Here is a 19772-nt window from a genome sequence, read left to right as displayed (position 1 = left end):
AACTTAATCATTTCCAATAAGATAATAAAATTTTTTCTGCCATAAAGTCATTTATTGAATTTTGGTAAAATATTTGTAATTTAGATAATGAATAGACAGCAATGTTGCTGTTATTCTAATGAGATATATTATGGATTATAAGTTTTCACAAGGTTTGAGCCAGGTGTTCAAACAAAGCAAGAGCGAAGCGAAAAGGCTCAAAAGTGAATTTCTTAATACAGAACATCTACTTTTAGGTATTATAAAAACAGAAAACTCTGCAAAAGAAATCCTTCAAAACCTTAATGCGGACCTGACACAAATCAGAAGAAAAATTGAAACTTTAAATACAGCAAGTCTAAATCCTATTTCTGAGGAGGTTACCAATATTTCTTTCACGAAAATGGCTGATCATGCCGTTAAGCGTGCAGAACTCGAATGCAGACAATACAAAAGCAATGAAATCAATACCGTTCATCTGCTTTTAGGCATTCTTTACAAATATGAGGACCCTACTTCAAATATATTGGGCGCTTATGACGTCGACTATGAAGGTGTTTCAAAAGAATATCAGACCATGCTTAAAAACTCCGGACAGGCACCTCAGATGAGCGCCTATGATGATGATGATGAGCGGGAGGATTTTGAGCAGATGAGAAAGCCGACGGGGAATCTGGGTTCTGCAAAAAGCAAGACGCCTACGCTGGATAACTTCGGAAGAGATCTTACTTCATTAGCAAGAGACGGAAAATTAGACCCTGTAATCGGCCGTGAAAAGGAAATCGAAAGGGTTTCCCAGATCTTATCCCGTAGAAAGAAAAACAATCCGCTTCTTATCGGGGAGCCGGGTGTTGGTAAATCGGCCATTGCAGAAGGACTGGCTTTAAGAATCCAGCAGAAGAAGGTCTCCCGTGTTCTTTTTGGAAAAAGAGTAATTACTCTGGATCTTGCAAGTCTTGTTGCCGGTACCAAGTACCGCGGCCAATTTGAAGAGAGAATGAAGGCCATCATGACGGAACTTGAAAAAAACAGAGATGTTATCTTATTTATCGATGAGCTTCATACGATTGTAGGAGCAGGAAGCTCAACAGGAAGCCTTGATGCATCAAATATGTTCAAGCCTGCTTTGGCAAGAGGAGAAATCCAATGCATCGGAGCAACAACATTAGATGAGTACCGTCAATATATTGAGAAAGATGGTGCTCTGGAAAGAAGATTCCAAAAGGTGATGGTAGAACCGACTTCCATCGATGAAACCATCCAGATCCTGAACCAGATCAAGGATAAATACGAAGAACATCATAATGTTATTTATACACCGGAAGCTATTACCGCATGTGTGAATTTGACATCAAGATATATTACAGACCGTTTCTTACCGGATAAGGCAATTGATGCCATGGACGAAGCAGGATCCCGTGTTTATATCAAAAACATGAAAGTTCCGACTGAGATCATTGATTTCGAAAAGAAAATCGAAGAGATCAAAGAACTGAAGCAGAAAGCAGTGAAGGCACAGGATTATCTTGAAGCCAGAAAGCTGAAAGATGAAGAGGAAAGACTTCAGATGGAACTAAATTCCGCTCAGGATAAATGGGACAAAGATGTAAAGGAGAAAAAAGAAACCGTAAGCGAAGAAAATGTAGCTGAAGTAGTTTCTATGATGAGTGGCGTTCCGGTAACCAAAGTCGGCAAAAACGAGCTGGATAAGCTAGCCGGAATGGACGGTAACCTTAACGGTAAAGTAATTGGCCAGGAAGATGCCGTTAAGAAGGTGGTTAAAGCCATCCAGAGAAACAGAGCTGGTCTCAAAGATCCGAACCGTCCGATCGGTACTTTTATCTTCCTGGGAACAACCGGGGTTGGTAAAACCGAGCTGGCCAAGGTAATGGCAAGAGAATTATTTGAGTCTGATGAATCTTTGATCAGAATCGATATGAGTGAATATATGGAGAAATTTGCTGTTTCGAGATTGGTCGGTGCGCCTCCGGGATACGTAGGATACGAAGAAGGAGGACAGCTGACGGAAGCCGTACGGAGAAAACCTTATGCAGTGGTTCTTTTGGATGAGATTGAAAAAGCACATCCGGACGTATTCAACATTTTGTTGCAGATCCTGGATGAAGGTCACGTTACCGACAGTTTAGGAAGAAAGATCGACTTCAGAAATACGATCATTATCCTTACTTCCAACATCGGTACCAGGGATCTTAAGGATTTTGGAGACGGTGTAGGATTCGGGACCTCTGCAAAAAAATCCACTTCGGATTCAAGAGCAAGAAGTACCATTGAAAATGCTCTTAAAAAAGCATTCTCTCCTGAATTCCTGAACAGAATTGATGATATCGTGATCTTTAACTCTCTTGAGAAAGATGACATCAAGAAAATTATTGATCTTGAGTTGAACAAACTGTACAGCAGACTTGAAAAATTAGGTTACAAGGTTGAATTAACCGATGAAGCTAAAGATTTCATTTCAGACAAAGGATGGGATAAAGACTTCGGTGCAAGACCACTGAAACGGGCGATCCAGAAATATATTGAAGATTTATTAGCCGAAATGCTGGTCAACAAGCAATTGTCTGAAGGGGAGACTGTAGTTCTTGATCTGAATGAAGCTAAAGACGGATTAACCGGAAAGAGTTCCAAATCGAAAAAGTCGGCAGCTGAAAAGTCTAAGTCTTAAATAAAAATTTAATTATATGAAAAGCATCGGGAAATTTCCCGATGCTTTTTTATTTTAAATACCACAAATATTGCATTTTATTCACTAAACAATGATTAATTAATAAAATTGATTAATTTTATCGGACAAAATTAATTAATATGAAAATCAACAAAATGCTTTTGGTAATGGGTATCCCCTTACTTACCATTTTTTCATGTACCAATGAATCTGCTGCAAGCACAACGGTTGCCCAGGTTAGCCAATCAGAAGCCGTCGGAAAATTCAATGCTGAAATAAGAAAGGTGGCCATGATGAAAGAACCGAATCCTTCACAGACCAGAACCTCGGCAGAACTGAGTGACGAAAAAAAGGATCTTCTGATTCCCGTTGCTAAAGAACTCATCGCATCTTCAGGCGTTAGTATGGCTGAAATCGAGCGGCAAACGGCCAACGACAGAGAAAAAATCCTGAAATGGGCCGTAAAAGTTTACGGAGACTATAACAGACAGATGAATCAAAACTACAGATCCCAAAACTAAAACTTATGAAAAAGCTTTTATTACTGGCCGCAGGATGTATGTCCTATTTTACTTTTGCGCAGGGTTTGCACATTCAAAATTTATCACCTTATAATATTGAATTTACGATATGGAAATCGAATCTCGGGAGCCCTACCACTGGATGTAATCCAGGTATTGAATCCAAACTTTTTGTTGGTACCGTCCCAATATTACCTGCCTCTCCTAATCCCGGAATTACCGCTGTTGAAGCCTATTATGATGGAAATGTCAACTTTTCGAATACTTTCAATGCGGCTTATCCCAGCACTCCGCTGATAGACGGATGGATGTTTAACGGAAATCACTATAATCTGGGAGCAAACCCTCCTCAGCAGATCCCTGTCGTCTTCAGTAGCGTAACAACATGGACGGGTATGAAATTCAGCACAAGTTTACCGGGAGGCGGTACAGCAGGCGGATATACATTAAACCTGGGATGTGGCACAAATCCAAGTACGGTTAATGTATCAAGCCCTAACCCGTCAACCCCGTTTAACGGTACCCTATTTACATTTGGAGGTGATACGTGGATCGTTCTTTATTAATCTGAATAAATAAGTCGAAACAAAAAGAAATTCCCGGATCTGATTTTCCGGGAATTCTTGTATTACAGTCCGATCACAAATCCGATATTCGGAGACAGTCCGCTTGAAAAAATACTTGAATTTTCTTTCCATAATATATTGTACATGAGCCCCAACTGCAGGAAAGAATTATTTCCGATTCTCTGCATATAGCCTCCGCCCAAATACAGAGCATCTTCGTTGGCACTGGCCTTAACATCATAAATTTTATCTTTATAATTGATAAAGTAATGCTGGTAATTGGCACTTATGAAAAAAGTTCTGGCAATATAATAATTCAGAAACGGCCCTAGTCCGAACATCGTTGAGCTGTAAGCATTGGATTTCTGCCAGGACACACTGCCCAGTACGCCTCCTTCAAGATCGTTGGTCAGCATATATCCGACTCTTGGCGCAGCTGAAAAGTTGAAATAACTGTTGCTTCCGAAACCGAAGCCTACTCCACCTCCAAACGTCCAACGGCTGTTATTTTGTACCGGCAGTTCTGTAGCTTCCTGCGAAAACACTAAGCCTGAAAACAGGACAGATAAGGAAATAATAAGCTTTTTCATAGACATTGTTTTTATCGATGCCTAAAATTATCATTTTTTTACGAATCTTTTTAATTGTACTTTTGCACGGTCAAACTAAGAACTCCCGTTAAGAGTTTCGTAAAATTGAAATACAATGAAAGTAGTAGTAGGCCTCTCCGGAGGCGTAGACTCGAGTGTAACAGCCTATCTGTTGCAACAGCAGGGACACGAAGTAGTGGCCCTGTTTATGAGAAACTGGAACGACGCTTCCGTAACCCTGGAAGACGAATGCCCGTGGATCGAGGACAGCAATGATGCCCTGATGGTTGCCCAAAAGCTTGGGATTCCTTTTCAGGTAATCGATATGAGCGACTTATACAAAGAAAGAATCGTAGATTACATGTTCGATGAATACCAGAAAGGTCGTACACCGAATCCGGATGTTCTGTGCAACCGGGAAGTAAAATTCGATGTTTTCCTGAAGACGGCGATGTCGCTGGGTGCCGATAAAGTTGCTACCGGGCATTATGCAAGAGTCGACTCCACGATTGATGAAAACGGTAAGGAAATTTTCCACCTTTTGGCTGGAAAAGATAACAACAAAGACCAGTCGTATTTTTTATGCCAGTTAAGCCAGGACCAGTTGTCTAAAGCATTGTTTCCGATCGGTGAGCTGACGAAACCGCAGGTTAGGGAAATTGCAAAGGAAATCGGGTTGGTAACGGCGGACAAAAAAGATTCCCAGGGCCTATGCTTCATTGGTAAAGTAAGCCTTCCGCAGTTTTTACAACAGCAACTGGTTCCGAAAGAAGGTGAAATCGTAGAAATTTTCAGAGATTCACCATTGTTTGCCCAGGAAACTCCTGAATTTTCTTCAAAACAGGAAAAACTGGACTACCTGAGCCGGAAAATCAATTATAAAAAATCCGACGGAAAAACGATCGGAAATCATCAGGGTGCCCAGTTTTTTACGATCGGACAAAGTAAAGGGCTAGGAATCGGCGGCCATAAAGAAAGCTGCTTTATTATTTCCAGGGATATGGAAAACAACATCCTTTTCGTAGGGGAAGGGCATCAGTTTCCGGGACTGTTGAAAAGAGCGCTAAAAATCGATAATTCCGAGCTTCACTGGGTTCGTGAGGACTTAAGGCTGAAAAGCGGGGAATCGATGGAAGTAATGGCTAGATTCAGGTATCGCCAGCCATTGCAGAAAGCAACCCTCTATCAGTTTGAAGGAGGATTTTATATTGAGTTCGAAGAGCATCAGTCTGCCATTGCAGAAGGCCAGTTTGCTGCCTGGTACATAGAAGATGAACTGATCGGAAGCGGGGTAATTTCATAAAAAAAGAAAAAGATTAATTTTTCCTGTAACTTATTTTGAATTGTTATACTTACTCTGTAAATAACAATAAAAAATAGTATTATGAAAACCATTCTAGAAAACAACTATTCGTTTGCGCAACAACTGATCATTGCTATCGTATCAACATTTTTCGGATATCAGCTGTATCAGGAAATCGTCAGCCCGGAAAAATCGCAGCTTACTTTAAGCATCATGCTGGTGGTAATTACCTATGTCCTGATCAACAAATACGGGGCGCAGCCGGAAAAGAAAAATATTTAGTAATTTATACCTTAAACCCGGAATCTATTCCGGGTTTATTTTTTGAAACCGTCCGGAAATTTTTGTTTTTTGAAAAGGTTGACATGAGACTGTTTAATGATCATTAAAACAATGAATTCCAGTATTAAAATCAACATCAGGAACCCGACGGGTTTCTCCAGAACCATTCCCCTTATCAGCTTTAGGACTCCCAGGATAAAAATGAAGATCATTCCGTAGAAAGCTGCTTTTGAAAAAGCTTCTCCACTTATCTTCAAAATAAGAACGGAAGCATAAAATCCGAAAAGAAGAATCAGATAGAACCTTAGAAAATCGGGACCTTTTAAAACAAACGGATTGAAGGTGTGGCCCGTAAAAATAAGCCAGATCAGACTGATGGCAACCGGTGCTGAATAAATAATTATTTTTTTCATTGCTATATCGATTGATGTAAACTTTAGACAGGAATCGGATCAATAGACTGAAGTGAATTATAAATTAAAGGTTTACTTTACAGGTTCTCGATACATTTTCTCCGCTTCGCTGCAAAAAACACCCGAAGTGACATTATTAATCTCCTCCGCATCCGCCACACCCTCCGCAGCTGCTTCCGCAGGAATCGCCGGAACCGGATGAATCATGGCCTCCGCAGGTCCCCGAAAAACAGGAATTTCCACCGGAGTCACTGTCTTTATTATTTCCTTTTACCGATTTAATGATTATCCAGATGATGAAGATGAAAAAGATTCCTGTAAAAGCCATATTGCCGTTTCCCGAACAGGATATTACGGTAAGCAACAGAAGTAAAAGAGCCGCTATAGGAAAATATTTTCGGGAGAAAGGACGGAGGCCTGATGGTTTTTTCCTAAGCCAGATTTCTTCCGGCGGCATCTCTCCGAACACTTTGCGATAGTTTTCCAAAGTTTCCCTGAACCAGTTGCTGTGTTTTTCTTTCTCACTTTGGCCACCGCTTGACGGATGATGATGGAGTTTCCGCTGCAGGATATCCTGACAGAATTCTTCCCAGTAATTTTGGGTATACGTCAGGTGCAGATGCCAGACTTTATCTACAATTTCGCTTGGAGAAGCACCGTTGGGTACTATACAGCACAGATAGACGAATTTTTTATATTCTTCAATAGCTTTTTGGGTAAAGCTTTCCGTCCATTTTTCTTCTTTAGCTAGTTTTTTGGAAAAAGGAAATTCCGCACCGGGATGATCTAACCCGAAATGCTGAAGTCTGTTCCACAGCGGATTGTTTTCAGATAAGGCGATTGTTTTCATTGTATTGACTTTTAGTTTCTATTCAAATATCATTTGATTTTAAAATATAAAAGTCTTAACAGGGTCTCATTTAGTTTTAAATTAATCTTATATTCGTCTTAAATAAACAGAATGAAAAAAGAAGATGTCCTGCATCTTGAAAAGCTGATGAATTTTCTCGGCATGCAGTTCCTTAAAAAGAACCGCTGGGAAGATGTTTCCAAGACCGAATGGTCCTATATTGCTGCAGAGCTTAATGATTTGATTATTAAAGAATATGAGGAAAAAGAAACTAACAAACCGCCCGACCTCCTGGGTTCGAATTACCTTTACGAACATTTGATCATCAATAAATTAAAAAAATTCAGCCAGAATGAAAATGCGGTTCTCAGCAAGCCCAATCTTGCCAAGCTGAGTCTGATTGTTAAGATATTGGGATACTCCAGCTATATCGATTTTATCAATTCAAATACGGAATCCTTTAATTTCAACGACCTGCGGATCGAGATGAATAATGTAAAGCAGAATACCGAACTGCTGGACCGTCTGGTGGGCTGCTGGTACTCTTACAACCGGAACCTTCCGGAAAATCCCTCACAGGCGAAAGACAACCGGATCTGGCGTTCCGCTACGGAAATCTACAAATCGGAAACCACCGGCGAGTATTTTATCGAGCGAAGCGGTGGCGACCGCCATAAGTATTTCGGGAAGGTAACTGCTTATTCCGACTATGTTTTCATCATTATGAACAGCAATACCTTCATCCGGCAGCGTCACTTTATCTCAAGGATAAAAGATATCAAGGAAAAGCTTAAAAATCCGGAATATAAGCTCCATGAATTGCATTTTATAAGTACGTGTATCAGTTTCAACCAAGAACCGATCGCTCTTTTTGAAATTTTTCAGAAAGCGGACCGGAAAACCTATGTTACCGATTCCATCAGCTTCCCGATCGACAGCGATGAAATTCCGAAGTCTATTATACAACAGCTTGAAGACACGGAAGCCAACCGGATTGACTACAAGTAGTTATATCTATGATTGATAAATGATGAATGATACCGGCTAGCTTACTAACCAGTCTTTGAAGTCTTTCACCCTTTCGCGGCTGACGGTAATTTCTTCCTGCGGCTGGAATTCCAGTTCCACTTTGTAATTGGGCGACGTATGGATGTTTTTGATGTAATCGGAATTGATGACAAACTGACGGTTTACCCGGAAGAATTTCTTTTCATCCAGCACCTCTTCCAATTCGTCCAGCGTGAAATCTGAAGGATAAGTCCGTTCCCGGGTCTGCAGGTAAACGATTTTATTTTCGCTGAAAAAGCAGCTTACTTCATGCGTCTGCACGATTTTCAGGTTGTAGCCTATTTTTACCAGAATCCTGGAAAGCGTGGATTTTTCTTTTTTAATTAACTGTTTAATTTCCTGAGAACTGACCGAATTATCGGAAGGAATGAAAGACTTGAATTTCTCTACCGCAGCGGCAAGGTCCTCATCCAGAATCGGCTTCAGCAAATAATCGATGCTGTTCAGCTTAAAAGCTTTCAGGGTATACTGGTCGAAGGCTGTGGTATAAATGATGAACGCCTTGGTCCGGACTTTCTCGAAAATGTCGAATGACAGGCCGTCGCCAAGCACGATGTCTGAAAAGATCAGCTGCGGATGCTCGTTTGCCGAAAACCATTCGATGCCCTCCTCTACGGATTCTATTTTAGCAACCAATTCGATATCAGCAAATTCACTGAGCATTCTTTCCAATTTCCTTGAAGCCGGTTTTTCGTCTTCGATGATGACCGTCTTAATCATTAAGTTCCAGATTTAGTTTTTAAAATTCCGAATAAAAGTAAGCAAAAATTACCGGTTTTAAAATTTAACCGGCTGTTTTGGTTTTCCCATCTCTTTTTCGATCACGCTTCTTTCCCATTCGGAATCCAGCAGGAACAGTTTTACAGCTCTTACGGTGAGAATAATTCCCCAGATTGCCAGGATTACCGACCCGTCCCACAATGAAAAACTGAAGATTCCTTTTTCAAAAATATCATTGAAAAATATGATGAAAGCCACGATGGCGAACCATAAAACGTTCTTGTAGAATTTTTTAAGGTCTTTTACCCGTTGTTGTGCCTGATTGTAGTCCATGAATTCTATTTTTTAAGTTTATGAATTGATTATAACATTTTTGTACCTTTTCTTTCTTCGTCCATCAGTTCGCGGATTTTTCTTTCTTCCCAGTCTTTTCCGATTCCGAAAGTTCCGGCGGCGTGTGCAGCAACACCGATTCCCCACCCCATCATCGGCCATATAAACCAAAGGTATCCCGGTGAGGTTATCAGGTTCAGTATAACCAGAAAGGAGATTACCAAAACATAGGAAGTAAGATTTCCGTAAAAGCCTTTAAGCTCTTTTACTCTTCTTGATGCTTTTTCGTAAGCCTGTGTTTCTTTGTTGATAAAAGTTTCCATATTTTTTGTTTTAAAGATGAATTGTTTGTTTTTATTGATACAAATGTAGCACAGGAAACTGCTCCAAATCAATTTTATATAACCGAACCGTAGAATATACACACTGAACTGTAAAAATCCCGACTCAATAGAGAATCGGGATTGTAATAAGTGACCACTAAGGATTTCTTAAAGGGTTTAAGCTCAAGCAAATAAGTTTATAACCAAATTCTTATCGATCTGCATTCCAAAGAATTCTATTAAACTTCATCTCATCATCTAGTAAATAAACGGAATAAGCTTCTTTGTTTTTCTGCGGTATTCCAGATACTCTTCACCGAACTGTTCGATTAAGGCCTTTTCCTCTACGGTTATTCTGTAACTGAATGCAATGAAAGGAATACTGAAAGCCAGAATCAAGGAAAGCCAGTTATTCAGGTACAGGCCAAGCCCCAGTGAAGTAAGCAGTGAAAAAGCATATGACGGATGCCTGATGTATCGGTAAAATCCTTCCTTTTTAACCTTGTGATCTTCCCGGATCGTGACATCCACCGTGAAATATTTACCCAGTGAGCGGATGATCACAAATCTTACGATAATCCCGATCCATATACAGGCTGCTCCCACGTAATGAATCCATACCTCACCTGAAATTGGAATCCTTGTAAGATAAGAACCTGCAACAGCAGTCAGAATGGACCCGGGGATCGCCATCCAGAGAATGTTCAGGGTAAACCGGTCCTTGTCTTTTTTATCGTTCTCACCGGATTTCAGAATGTTCTTGTACAGGATTTCCGTGATGAACCACGCAACCATGGATATGGTAAACAGGATGTGCAAAGTTTTCATAGCATCAGGTTTTTTAATTTTTTAATTAAATGTATGAACAGGATTACGGCTGTTTTTCTTTGTCCATCAGTTCTTTGATCTTCCGGTCTTCCCACTTGCTTCCCAGCATAAAGTTGGGCATAAAGGTCCTCATGGCCTGAATCACGACCGCAATCCCCCAAAAGATGGGAAGCAAGAAGTATTTCAGCTGCCAGATCGTTTGACCGGGCTTTAATTCCCTGTAATTTAAGACTAAAATAAAAATATTGACTGCGATGTAGATGAACAGGAAAATGTAAAACTTTTTGATTTTTTTTACCTCCCTTTCGGCTTCTTTGTAGCGGATGTCGTCTTTGCTTATGTTTTCCATGGCTTACATTATCTTTTATTTTGTTTTTCAAGAATCTCCCTGATCTTTTTGTCTTCCCACCTTTTACCGATGCCGAATACCCCCATTCCGTGCGCTGCCAAACCGATTCCCCATCCCAGCATCGGATAAATGAACCAGAGGTCGCCCGGGCTGGTAATGATATTGACAATAATTAAAAATGGGATAATAAGACAGTAGGAAACAAGATTTCCATAGAAGCTTTTGATCTCCTTAACCCGCTTCTGTGCCCTTTCATAGGACTCATTCTTTGTTTCCGGCAGTATACTCACTGCATTGGGTTTGGAAGAAAGCACCGGAAGCTTTACTTTAAAATAATCTTCCGATTTCTCAATAAATACGTTTCTCTTTGTCAGCAGTGCATACCGCTGAACAATATTCGACAGGCCGATCCCTGAACTTTCCTTGATCTGCTCCCTTACCTGCAGGTTATTTTCAATGCAAAGCGTATCATTTTCAGAGAAAATTCTAATGATTAGAGGTTTTGACGAGGTTGCAAAATTATGTTTGATGCAGTTTTCCAGCAGCAGCTGCAGCGACAAGGGAACGACAAATCTCCGGTAGTCCTCTTTTTTAACGTCAAAAGCAAAGTCTACGCTGTCCTCGAATCTTGTCTTTAAAAGATCGCAATAGGTCCTGGCAAATTCCAGTTCATCTTCCACCGTCACCAGTTCTTTGTCCTTTTGCTCTAAAACATAGCGGTAAATCTTAGACATGGAAGCAGTAAACTTCTGCGCCTGCTTCGGGTTTTCATCGATCAGCGAGCTCAGAACATTTAAAGAATTAAATAAAAAGTGCGGGTCCAGCTGGTTTTTAAGCGTTTCAAACTGGGCATTAGCCGACTTAGCAATTAATTTCTGCTCCACCACTTCTTTTCGGGAGGTTTTCTTCAGTTCTTCCATGAAACCTTTCGCATGGAGAAAAGCAGAGATCAGCAGGGCAATGTTAATGGTGAACCAGTTCATGAAACCGTATTTCCCTGAGAAAAACTCTTCTGTTGTAGTCCCTTTCTGGAAAATCACAAAATTCATGTAATTGCAGAAATACACCAGGATAATATTGGCAATTAAAATGGAAACCACACTAATGATGGCTCTTTTGGTGGTTGCTTCGGACCAGGGAAACCGCTTGTTCAGAAAGTCATTGATCAGTTTATTCCCCATTCCCAGCACAAACGAATACATAAAACACACTATTACAGTAAGCATGAAATTTTCCATGGTTTTTTCCTTCGTAAACCCGAAGAAAAAAACCATGGAGGTGGCCAGCGATATCCAGCATAAAGTAATAAGGTTCTTACGTTTCATTGTCCGTTTTCTTGCTTCAAAAATAGCTTATTATAAAAACAGTGCAAATTATTTTCTCCCGAACCGCTGTTTTTTATGGCTGAGTGGGATTAAAAAACCTTCTGCCAGGAGAAGGCTTTAAATGGTATGGCGGAATTATCTCGCCGCGCCGCTTAAAAAATACTGAGCTTCCATTTTCCCCCAGTTCGGGTCCAGCGCAGTTTTCGGTTTAAAGGTGCTGAACTTTTCCATAGCGGTTTTAAAGAGTTCCATGCCTTTGGTTTTGCTTCCTCCGAACTGCTCCGGCGTATAGTAAGTATCCTCTGCTTTGATCAGGGTAACTCTTGGATTAGCAGGATCCAGCTGCTCTGCCTTTTTCAGTTCTTCTTCTGCCCTGCCTCCGAAAGTCCTGAACCTTTCCATCGGATTGACCATCATTTTTAACGAGTAGATCATTTTCTGCAGCAGGTGGATTTCGGAATTGTTTTTTTCCAGGGATTCAGCCGCGTCTACAAATTTCTGGGCCTGGTCTGCCGTTTCTTCCAGTGCCTGGTTATTGCCGCTCTGCATCTGCGATCTTCCTTTCTGGATGTAGGCCAGGGCTGTGTAATAGTTCGGCTGCCATTTGTCTTTTTCCTTGTCGGCGATCCTCTGGAAATCGTTGGCCAGTGCCTGAAGCTCTTCAGGAGATCTGGTGGCTTCCAGCTTGTTTATTTTTTCAGTCATTGCTTTTTCGTAATTGGACTGAGCGTAAGACACTAAACTCATCAAGCCTAAAGCGAAACTTAAAACATATTTTCTCATGATTTCTAAATTTTTAAGATTAATTGTTGTATTGATTTTAATGGATTTCTAAAGGTTGTTATCTATTGCTTCCTGGGTCTTATCGATTCCGAAACTGATCAGCGCACCGATGTAGACAAAAGTTTGGGCAGCAGGCAGAACGGGAGCGCTCCTATCGCCGTTGGAAGAAAAACGATAGCCGTAGATATTTTTATTTCCTAAAATATTATTAACCCCGGCTACCAGAATGGTAAATGCTTTTGCATCTTTCTTTCCAAGATTTGGAAGGTAATTCAGACTGAAATTCAGGGAATTAAAATTCTTTACCTTCCCTTCCGATTGCAGGTTATTCTCTCCGCCCTGGGCCACGATGTTGTAAAAAGGTCTTCCGGAAGTATAGGTATAGGAAAAATTAAATCCTGTTTTCCATGAAGTCACGAATTTCTTGGCCACCAGGGACATGTTGTGCTTTGCTGCAAAGCCCGGGTACAGCTCAGTAGGATAATTCAGGAATTCCCTTTTGCTGTCCAGGTAAGAATAGGAGATCCAATAATCTACATTTTTGATGCTCTTCTTATCCCTCCAGAGTATTTCCACCCCTTTTGCAAAACCGTTTCCGTAATTGGGAAGGATGGTATTCTGAAAACCGGACACCAAGGTCTTCACCAGATTTTTATAGTCTTTATAAAATGCTTCCATCCTCAATGTCCGGTTATCTTCGCTTCTCTGAATCTGGAAAATATAATGGGTGGCTTTCTGGAAGTTCTGCTTAAAGTTCTGCGTTAAATATTTCGATTCCGGCGTCTGGTAAAAAATCCCGTAGGCGAATGAGCTTACCCAGTTCTTTGATAAACGGTAGGCGGCTGAAACACGCGGGGCCACATTCCATTGGTTCAGAAAGCTTGAATTTTCTGCCCGTATCCCTAAGCTGGTGGAGAAATTTCTCCCGAAAGCCAGGTTGTTTTCCGCAAACAAAGCTGTGGTAAAATTGGTGATGCTGTTCTGCTGCTGCGGCGAACCGAATATGGAGAATGAAGATTTATCGTTTTCCGAGAGAAGCTCAAAACCTGCTTTGATATTGCTTACGGCTGCAATTTTCCGTTCAAAGACCGCCCGGCTGTTCCAGTACAGGCCTTCCGTATTCATATTCACGGTACCGATCTTATTTCCTTCATTTACGATTCCGATTTCCAGGTCGCTTTTATTGATGCTGAAAGAAGATCCCAGGTTCATCAGGTAACGTCCCATTTTCTTTTTGTAGGTAAGGCTGTGAAAAGTATTTTTTCCGTTAACGGATGGCTGCTGCTCATCGTAATTCTGCTCCAGGCTCGGCTGAGAGACCGTTAAAGAATTGGCATCGAAACTCCCGTAATATTTCAGGAAACCGCCGGATTTTGTTTTAATCCTGAAATTTCCGTTTACCGAAATACTTCTCGGGGCTTTGATAAAGTCTGTTTCGAAATTCAGCAATTTCGTGACCAGCCCCAGATCTGAAATATTGACATCGATCCCATAGCTGAAAGTCTTCTTTTCATTAACATGCTGGTAATCTCCTCCCAGGGAAAAAGGGAAAATATTGAAGGAATAGGAACTTTCATCCGGCATATCCACGCTTTCCAAAAGCAGAACCGAAGACAAAGCCTGGCCGTACAATGCAGAATAGCCGCCGCTGGAAAAAATACTCCCTTTAAATATAGAAGTATTAAAACGCTCCCTGCCTGCCAAACCCGGCACAGAGCTGCTGAAATAGTTATTGACCAAATTGCCGTCGATATAAAACTTGGTTTCCGCTCCTGTTCCGCCTCTTACGAAGAGCCCCTCACTGTCTCCAGCGTTCTGTACACCCGGTAAAAATTTGTACCCGGTGGTAGTCTGCCCCTGCGAACCTGCCGTCGTATAAATATCCATCGGCGTCAAAGCAGCAGTCGCTCTCCTTTTATCGCTGGCCTCAATGGAACCTGCAGAAATTACCACTGCGTCGATCTCGCTGATCTGTTCTTTCATCTCCATATTGATTACCAGATCCTGGTTTTCAATAAGTACGGCCTTTTCAGCCGGTATATATTTCGGGCTTGTAAAGACGAGGGTATAATTTCCTTTTTCAGAGGTTTCAAAAGAAAAGTTTCCGCTGGCGTCTGTGGTGGCACCGTCATACGTATCTTTTAAGGTTACGCTTACTTCTCCGGCCTCTTTATTTTTATAGGTTACTTTTCCCGAGATTTTGATCTGTGCAAGATGAAAGGTGAAAGATAAAAAGGTAGTGAGAAGTAGTAGTTTTGTTTTCATAGCTGTTTCTATTTCAATTCAAAAGTAGATCGAAACTCCGGAAGGAATAAATTTTTGTAACTGAACGGTAGGTTTTGCAAACTGAACAGTAAAATTTTATTTTTGGGGGTGACGGGGAGGTTGAATTGGAGATTGTGGGAGTATTTACCTTGAACATCATTCAGAGGCTGGAAGAGGGAAACTGGATGCCGGAAGTTTCTTTTGCCAACAGTATGAAACCGTTTTACACTCAGTCAGAGCCTATTTAAGCCATGGCTCAATAACTAACTGAAGATAAATCGAATAACGTTAAGTTCATATTAATTTTTAAGTATTATGTATATCTTAATTAATCCTGTCAAAATTCTATGAATTTTTGCCGTCCCTTCAAAGGAGTGGAATTTAGCTTAAGATATTATCCGTGATTTTATAATTTAAGGGTAAGCTTTACTACTGCCTATTTTAGGCATGATATTCAGTAAATTGAAATGGACAGGTAAAGCGAATTGACCGTTCATCATTCACCTCTCAAGCAAGTTAATTAACCGGAATGCAGAAATCAACGATTATTTTTCCTTCGGGGTGTTCTTTGAAGTTGGTATGGTAGATTTCAAACGGGAAGGCTTTACGGACAGAATAGCCGTTCTCTTTCATCCACAGAAACAGGGACATCCAGCTTTTCTCGAAATCATTCAGGGTGACTTCCCCGCTTCCAACGATGAATTTTCCTGCATCAATGGTTTCGGCAAAGACTTCGCCTTCCGGTTTCTTTAACGTCTCGTCTAAAAGCATACAGGCATGGATTCTTACTTTATCCGGAGGCGTAACTGTGAAGCTGTCGTGATATACTGAAATCATCTTTACATTTTCACAGGGAAACAGATTTTTTCCTTTAGCCCAATCGATCAGAATGGTATAAGAAGGCTCTACATTAGTAATTCCCAAGCTCATAACAGCTGCCAGATGCATTTCAGGAAGATGGGCGACTTTAATTTTTAAATTCATTTTTGTCCATTTTAAAAGGTTTTCGATATTGCAAATGTAAGTGCTGAAAACCGTATCGGCTTGTCCGTTCTTGCTTTCCTGTAAGCGGATCTTATGAAAATGTTCCGGGACAGATTTCCTGAATGCGGAAGGTGACTGTCTGTAATGGTTTTTAAAAGTTTTAGTAAAAGCGGAATGGCTTGAAAAACCGAACTGGAGGTAAATATCCTTAAGGCTCAGCTGTTTCCTTAAAGCCAGGTAAAACGCTGACCTTTCCATTCTTTTCCTGGTAATGTAGTGCTGAAGCGTTTCACCAGTCACCAGCCTGAAAATCCTGTGAAAATGAAACGGCGAATAGGCGCCTACCTCAGCAATTTTCTGCAGCGACAGGTCGGTATCCAGATGGTCATCAATATAACGGATGGCTTTTACGATTCTCTTTTTGTACTCTTCCACGTTCCAGAGCGTTTGGAGCAAATGTATAAAGTTCGGAAGAAAGAAGCTTGTCTTTTATTGCTATTCTGTAAATAATCCTCGGATCGTGAAACTTTTCGCCAAATGTTTATTAAATTTATGCTACAATCACTTTAAAACATTTGAACAATGAAAAGTAAAACATTAGCATTATTGGCAGGCTGCGCGCTTTTTGCGGTTTCGTGCGGAACCACGAACACGTATCCGGTTCTGTCTAAAAGCAACACCCAAACGGGAGGAACCGCCAAATTTACCCAGAAAGGAGGCGAGGTTATTATGAAGCTTGCCGTGACAAACCTTACCCCGGGAATTCATGCCGTACACATCCATGAGAAAGGCGACTGTTCGGCAGCAGACGGAACTTCAACAGGGGGACACTGGAACCCCGCCAAGGACGACCATGGAAAATGGGGTGCAGAACACTTCCATATGGGCGATATCGGAAATCTTACCGCAGACCAGAGCGGAAATGCCATGCTGACTTTCAAAACCGACAAATGGTGCTTAGGATGTACAGATTCCTCTAAAAACATTATCGGAAAAGGCCTGATTATTCATGCTGCAGCCGATGATTTCCACACCCAGCCAACGGGAAACGCCGGAGGACGGGTGGGATGCGTAGAGATAAAATAATTATGTTTATTGCAATAAAAAAGCCGCTGATTTTCATCAGCGGCTTTTCTTTATCTTAAGATTTTACACTCATGTCTGCAATAATATTCATTGCTTCCTGAAGATAAAGATCTTTCTTAAGGTTCTTGATCCAGATCTCGGATTTCTTCTTAAATGCTTCATCCTTCTTCTCCCTTTCAATTTCATTCTGATACAAAGTAAACTGAAGTCCGTTTTCAAATTTCGTCAGCGATTTGAATTTATCGATCTGCGCTTTCCTTTGCTTCATCAGTTCGTTGAACTTATTGATGTTCAAAGTAATCGTTTCTTCTTTATCCAGTTTTTCTCTCCACTGTGCCGATTCCAGCAGAAGCTGGTACTTCGCATTCTTAGCCATTCTGTCATTGCTGGCTTTTTCCAATGCCTGAATATTGAAATAATTCAGTTTTTGGAAGCTGGTAGAAGGTATTTTATCCCATGCAAGCGCATATTCGTCATATCGTTCTCCTACCTCAGCATAAGTAAAGAAGTCTTTCATTTGGATATCGGAAACAATTCCTTTTCGCTGGGTAGATTCTCCTGTAATTCTGTAGAATTTCTGAATGGTCAGTTTCAAAGATCCGAAATCATCTTCTGTGTTTAAGAATCTATTCAAATCCACGAAGGTCTGTACGGTTCCCTTTCCAAAAGACTGAGGCGATCCGATAATCATGGCTCTTCCGTAGTCCTGCATTACTCCGGCTAGGATTTCTGATGCTGAAGCAGATAATTCGTTCTGCATAATCACCAATGGACCTGTCCAGATCGGCGTCTCGTTTTTATTCTTTAAGGTCTGAATTTTTCCGTTACTGTCTTTTACCTGAACATAAGGCCCGGCCTGCATAAACAGTCCCATAATATCCCCTACTTCTGTCAAGGATCCTCCTCCGTTGTTTCTGAGATCTAAAACGATTCCCTGAATCCCCTGAGCTTTCAGTTTAACAATCTCATTCTTGATATCATCAGAAGCATTTCTGCCGTTCGGATTCTCAAAATCGGCGTTGAAACTCGGTAGATTGATAAATCCGTATTTTTTTCCGTTCGGTGAGTTTACCACAATACTTCTGGCAAAAGTGTCTTCAATGGCTACTTCTTCACGGATCATCGTTACATCTTTAATCGTCCCGTCTTTCTTCTGAACCGTAAGCGTTACCGGTGTCCCTTTCTCTCCTCTGATTAATCGTACCGCTTCGTCGGAAAGCATGCCTACAACATTTACGGCATCTTCTTTCGGCTTGGATTTTACTTTCAGGATTTTATCGCCTTCGGAAAGCTGCTTCGATTTCCAGGCCGGTGCTCCGATAGTAAGGGCACCCAGATAAAGATTCCCTTTTTTCTCCTGAATAATTGCCCCGATTCCGATTACTTTCCCGGTGAAATTGGTATCGAAATCTTCTTTGTCTTTCGGAGAATAATAGTTGGTATGAGGATCGAAAACTTCGGTATAGGCATTCATATATACTGTAAACCAGTCCATTTTCTTTCTCTTCTTAAATCTTGTAAACGTTTCTTTTACAAGGTCTTTTACCTCATCCGTTGCTTTTTTCAGTTTTTGATCTGCGGCAAGCGGCTGATACTTAATGGTATCCTTGAGGTTGTATTTCTGTACGGAATCTTTCTTCTCTTTCTGAGCTTCTTCTTTGCTGTTCATCGATTCAATTTCCTGAAGGATATTGTATTTGATGAACTTCTTCCATTCATTATACTGTTCCTGTTTGTTGGCCGGAACTTTTTTCACTTTCGGCTCTAAAACCAGTGTTTCATCTTCTTCAAGATTAATCGGCTTGCTGAAAATATCCTGGGTAATTTTATCGATTTCATCTACCCGCTGATAAAGCCTGTCGATAGTAAGCTTGTAAAACGTAAGATCACCCTGGTTGATATAATCATCCAGCTTGGTCTCATGCTTGCCAAACTCATCCATATCCGACTGAATAAAGTATCTTTTGCCCGGATCCACCAATTCAAAATAATGCTTGTAAACATCCTTTGAATAAGCATCATTAATCGGTTTCGGACTGTAGTGCAAATAAGAAAGTGTATTTTTCACGCTCACCATTATCGTCTGCATCTTTTCGTCATCATTCTTTGGCGAGTTGAAACAAAACATTAGACTTGTTAATGGAATTAGGAGTAAAAATTTATTTAGCTTAAAATTTTTCCACATAAATCTGTAATGTATTTTTTATTAATTTTTAAAAAAGTTGTTTGATAGGTCGTACTTTTTTTGGTACCGTTACAAACTATCAAATTTAATACCTTATTTGCAATTATCAATTACTTTTAAGGAATTTTATTAATATCGAAGTTTTGATTAATTCAGACTGTTAAAATTTAAAATTAAAAGAATAAATGATAAAATTAAAAAGTTATGATTCAAGCCTTTTTGTTTGTATTCTGAACAATAAATAGGGATGTAAACCGGTAAAATATCAACAGAATATTTCCTGTAATAAGCCATGAGTATCTGTGAACACAAAACAATATCCGGTTCTGATAA

At 40.5% G+C, this 19772-nt stretch carries 20 protein-coding genes; 7 read left to right on the top strand and 13 right to left on the bottom strand.

Annotation, left to right across the window (positions count from 1 at the left end; genetic code table 11):
- The first annotated feature begins 130 nt into the window (after positions 1–130).
- From FY557_RS03995 to FY557_RS03985, 3 genes are all read left to right on the top strand, one after another.
- Positions 131–2665, top strand: coding sequence for an ATP-dependent Clp protease ATP-binding subunit (locus tag FY557_RS03995; protein WP_149245998.1), 2535 nt, complete (start codon positions 131–133; stop codon positions 2663–2665).
- Positions 2666–2805: 140 nt separating this feature from the next.
- On the top strand, positions 2806–3186 hold the full coding sequence (locus FY557_RS03990) for a hypothetical protein (RefSeq protein WP_149245997.1): 381 nt from the start codon (positions 2806–2808) through the stop codon (positions 3184–3186).
- Between the two features lie 5 nt (positions 3187–3191).
- Positions 3192–3752 (top strand): hypothetical protein, encoded by a 561-nt coding sequence (locus FY557_RS03985; RefSeq protein WP_149245996.1) that lies wholly within the window; start codon positions 3192–3194, stop codon positions 3750–3752.
- Between the two features lie 62 nt (positions 3753–3814).
- Here the strand turns inward: FY557_RS03985 and FY557_RS03980 are convergent, their stop codons facing one another.
- Positions 3815–4342 (bottom strand): hypothetical protein, encoded by a 528-nt coding sequence (locus FY557_RS03980; protein WP_149245995.1) that lies wholly within the window; start codon positions 4340–4342, stop codon positions 3815–3817.
- Between the two features lie 115 nt (positions 4343–4457).
- Between FY557_RS03980 and mnmA the strand changes: the two genes are divergently transcribed.
- Both mnmA and FY557_RS03970 read left to right on the top strand, forming a co-directional pair.
- Complete coding sequence (gene mnmA / locus FY557_RS03975) at positions 4458–5645, top strand: tRNA 2-thiouridine(34) synthase MnmA (RefSeq protein ID WP_149245994.1); 1188 nt, start codon at positions 4458–4460, stop codon at positions 5643–5645.
- Between the two features lie 81 nt (positions 5646–5726).
- Positions 5727–5927, top strand: coding sequence for a hypothetical protein (locus FY557_RS03970; protein WP_149245993.1), 201 nt, complete (start codon positions 5727–5729; stop codon positions 5925–5927).
- A 35-nt stretch (positions 5928–5962) separates the two neighbouring features.
- On the opposite strand, the gene FY557_RS03965 is transcribed toward FY557_RS03970, so the two are convergent.
- Together FY557_RS03965 and FY557_RS03960 are read right to left on the bottom strand one after the other, a co-directional pair.
- Complete coding sequence (locus FY557_RS03965) at positions 5963–6340, bottom strand: hypothetical protein (protein WP_149245992.1); 378 nt, start codon at positions 6338–6340, stop codon at positions 5963–5965.
- Positions 6341–6476: 136 nt separating this feature from the next.
- A complete protein-coding gene (locus FY557_RS03960; RefSeq protein WP_149245991.1) occupies positions 6477–7190 on the bottom strand; it encodes a glycine-rich domain-containing protein in 714 nt (237 codons plus the stop codon).
- Positions 7191–7301: 111 nt separating this feature from the next.
- Here FY557_RS03960 and FY557_RS03955 point away from each other — a divergent pair, with 111 nt between their 5' ends.
- Complete coding sequence (locus FY557_RS03955) at positions 7302–8198, top strand: hypothetical protein (protein WP_149245990.1); 897 nt, start codon at positions 7302–7304, stop codon at positions 8196–8198.
- 36 nt (positions 8199–8234) lie between these two features.
- On the opposite strand, the gene FY557_RS03950 is transcribed toward FY557_RS03955, so the two are convergent.
- From FY557_RS03950 to FY557_RS03910, 9 genes are all read right to left on the bottom strand, one after another.
- The gene (locus tag FY557_RS03950; protein WP_149245989.1) at positions 8235–8978 is read right to left on the bottom strand and encodes a LytR/AlgR family response regulator transcription factor; all 744 of its coding nucleotides are present in this window, start codon (positions 8976–8978) and stop codon (positions 8235–8237) included.
- 57 nt (positions 8979–9035) lie between these two features.
- Positions 9036–9311 carry a 2TM domain-containing protein gene (locus FY557_RS03945; protein WP_149245988.1) on the bottom strand — a complete coding sequence of 92 codons (276 nt, stop codon included), beginning with the start codon at positions 9309–9311 and terminating at the stop codon, positions 9036–9038.
- Positions 9312–9340: 29 nt separating this feature from the next.
- Positions 9341–9634 (bottom strand): 2TM domain-containing protein, encoded by a 294-nt coding sequence (locus FY557_RS03940; RefSeq protein WP_149245987.1) that lies wholly within the window; start codon positions 9632–9634, stop codon positions 9341–9343.
- A 258-nt stretch (positions 9635–9892) separates the two neighbouring features.
- Positions 9893–10462, bottom strand: coding sequence for a methyltransferase family protein (locus FY557_RS03935; protein WP_149245986.1), 570 nt, complete (start codon positions 10460–10462; stop codon positions 9893–9895).
- 43 nt (positions 10463–10505) lie between these two features.
- Complete coding sequence (locus FY557_RS03930) at positions 10506–10811, bottom strand: 2TM domain-containing protein (protein WP_149245985.1); 306 nt, start codon at positions 10809–10811, stop codon at positions 10506–10508.
- 8 nt (positions 10812–10819) lie between these two features.
- Positions 10820–12136: a 2TM domain-containing protein gene (locus FY557_RS03925; protein WP_149245984.1), complete on the bottom strand. Its 1317-nt coding sequence runs from the start codon at positions 12134–12136 to the stop codon at positions 10820–10822.
- A gap of 135 nt (positions 12137–12271) precedes the next feature.
- Positions 12272–12919, bottom strand: coding sequence for a hypothetical protein (locus tag FY557_RS03920; RefSeq protein ID WP_149245983.1), 648 nt, complete (start codon positions 12917–12919; stop codon positions 12272–12274).
- 48 nt (positions 12920–12967) lie between these two features.
- Complete coding sequence (locus FY557_RS03915) at positions 12968–15184, bottom strand: TonB-dependent receptor (RefSeq protein ID WP_149245982.1); 2217 nt, start codon at positions 15182–15184, stop codon at positions 12968–12970.
- Positions 15185–15700: 516 nt separating this feature from the next.
- Positions 15701–16603 carry a GyrI-like domain-containing protein gene (locus tag FY557_RS03910; RefSeq protein ID WP_149245981.1) on the bottom strand — a complete coding sequence of 301 codons (903 nt, stop codon included), beginning with the start codon at positions 16601–16603 and terminating at the stop codon, positions 15701–15703.
- Positions 16604–16750: 147 nt separating this feature from the next.
- On the opposite strand from FY557_RS03910, the gene FY557_RS03905 reads away from it, so the two are divergent.
- Positions 16751–17254 carry a superoxide dismutase family protein gene (locus tag FY557_RS03905; protein ID WP_149245980.1) on the top strand — a complete coding sequence of 168 codons (504 nt, stop codon included), beginning with the start codon at positions 16751–16753 and terminating at the stop codon, positions 17252–17254.
- Positions 17255–17309: 55 nt separating this feature from the next.
- Here the strand turns inward: FY557_RS03905 and FY557_RS03900 are convergent, their stop codons facing one another.
- The gene (locus FY557_RS03900; RefSeq protein ID WP_149245979.1) at positions 17310–19439 is read right to left on the bottom strand and encodes a carboxy terminal-processing peptidase; all 2130 of its coding nucleotides are present in this window, start codon (positions 19437–19439) and stop codon (positions 17310–17312) included.
- Positions 19440–19772 lie beyond the last annotated feature (333 nt).

It is taken from the genome of Chryseobacterium sp. SN22, assembly GCF_008329705.1.
Lineage (GTDB): Bacteria > Bacteroidota > Bacteroidia > Flavobacteriales > Weeksellaceae > Chryseobacterium.
Note: the sequence above shows the minus strand (reverse complement) of the source record. Positions and strands in the feature narration are given on the sequence as shown.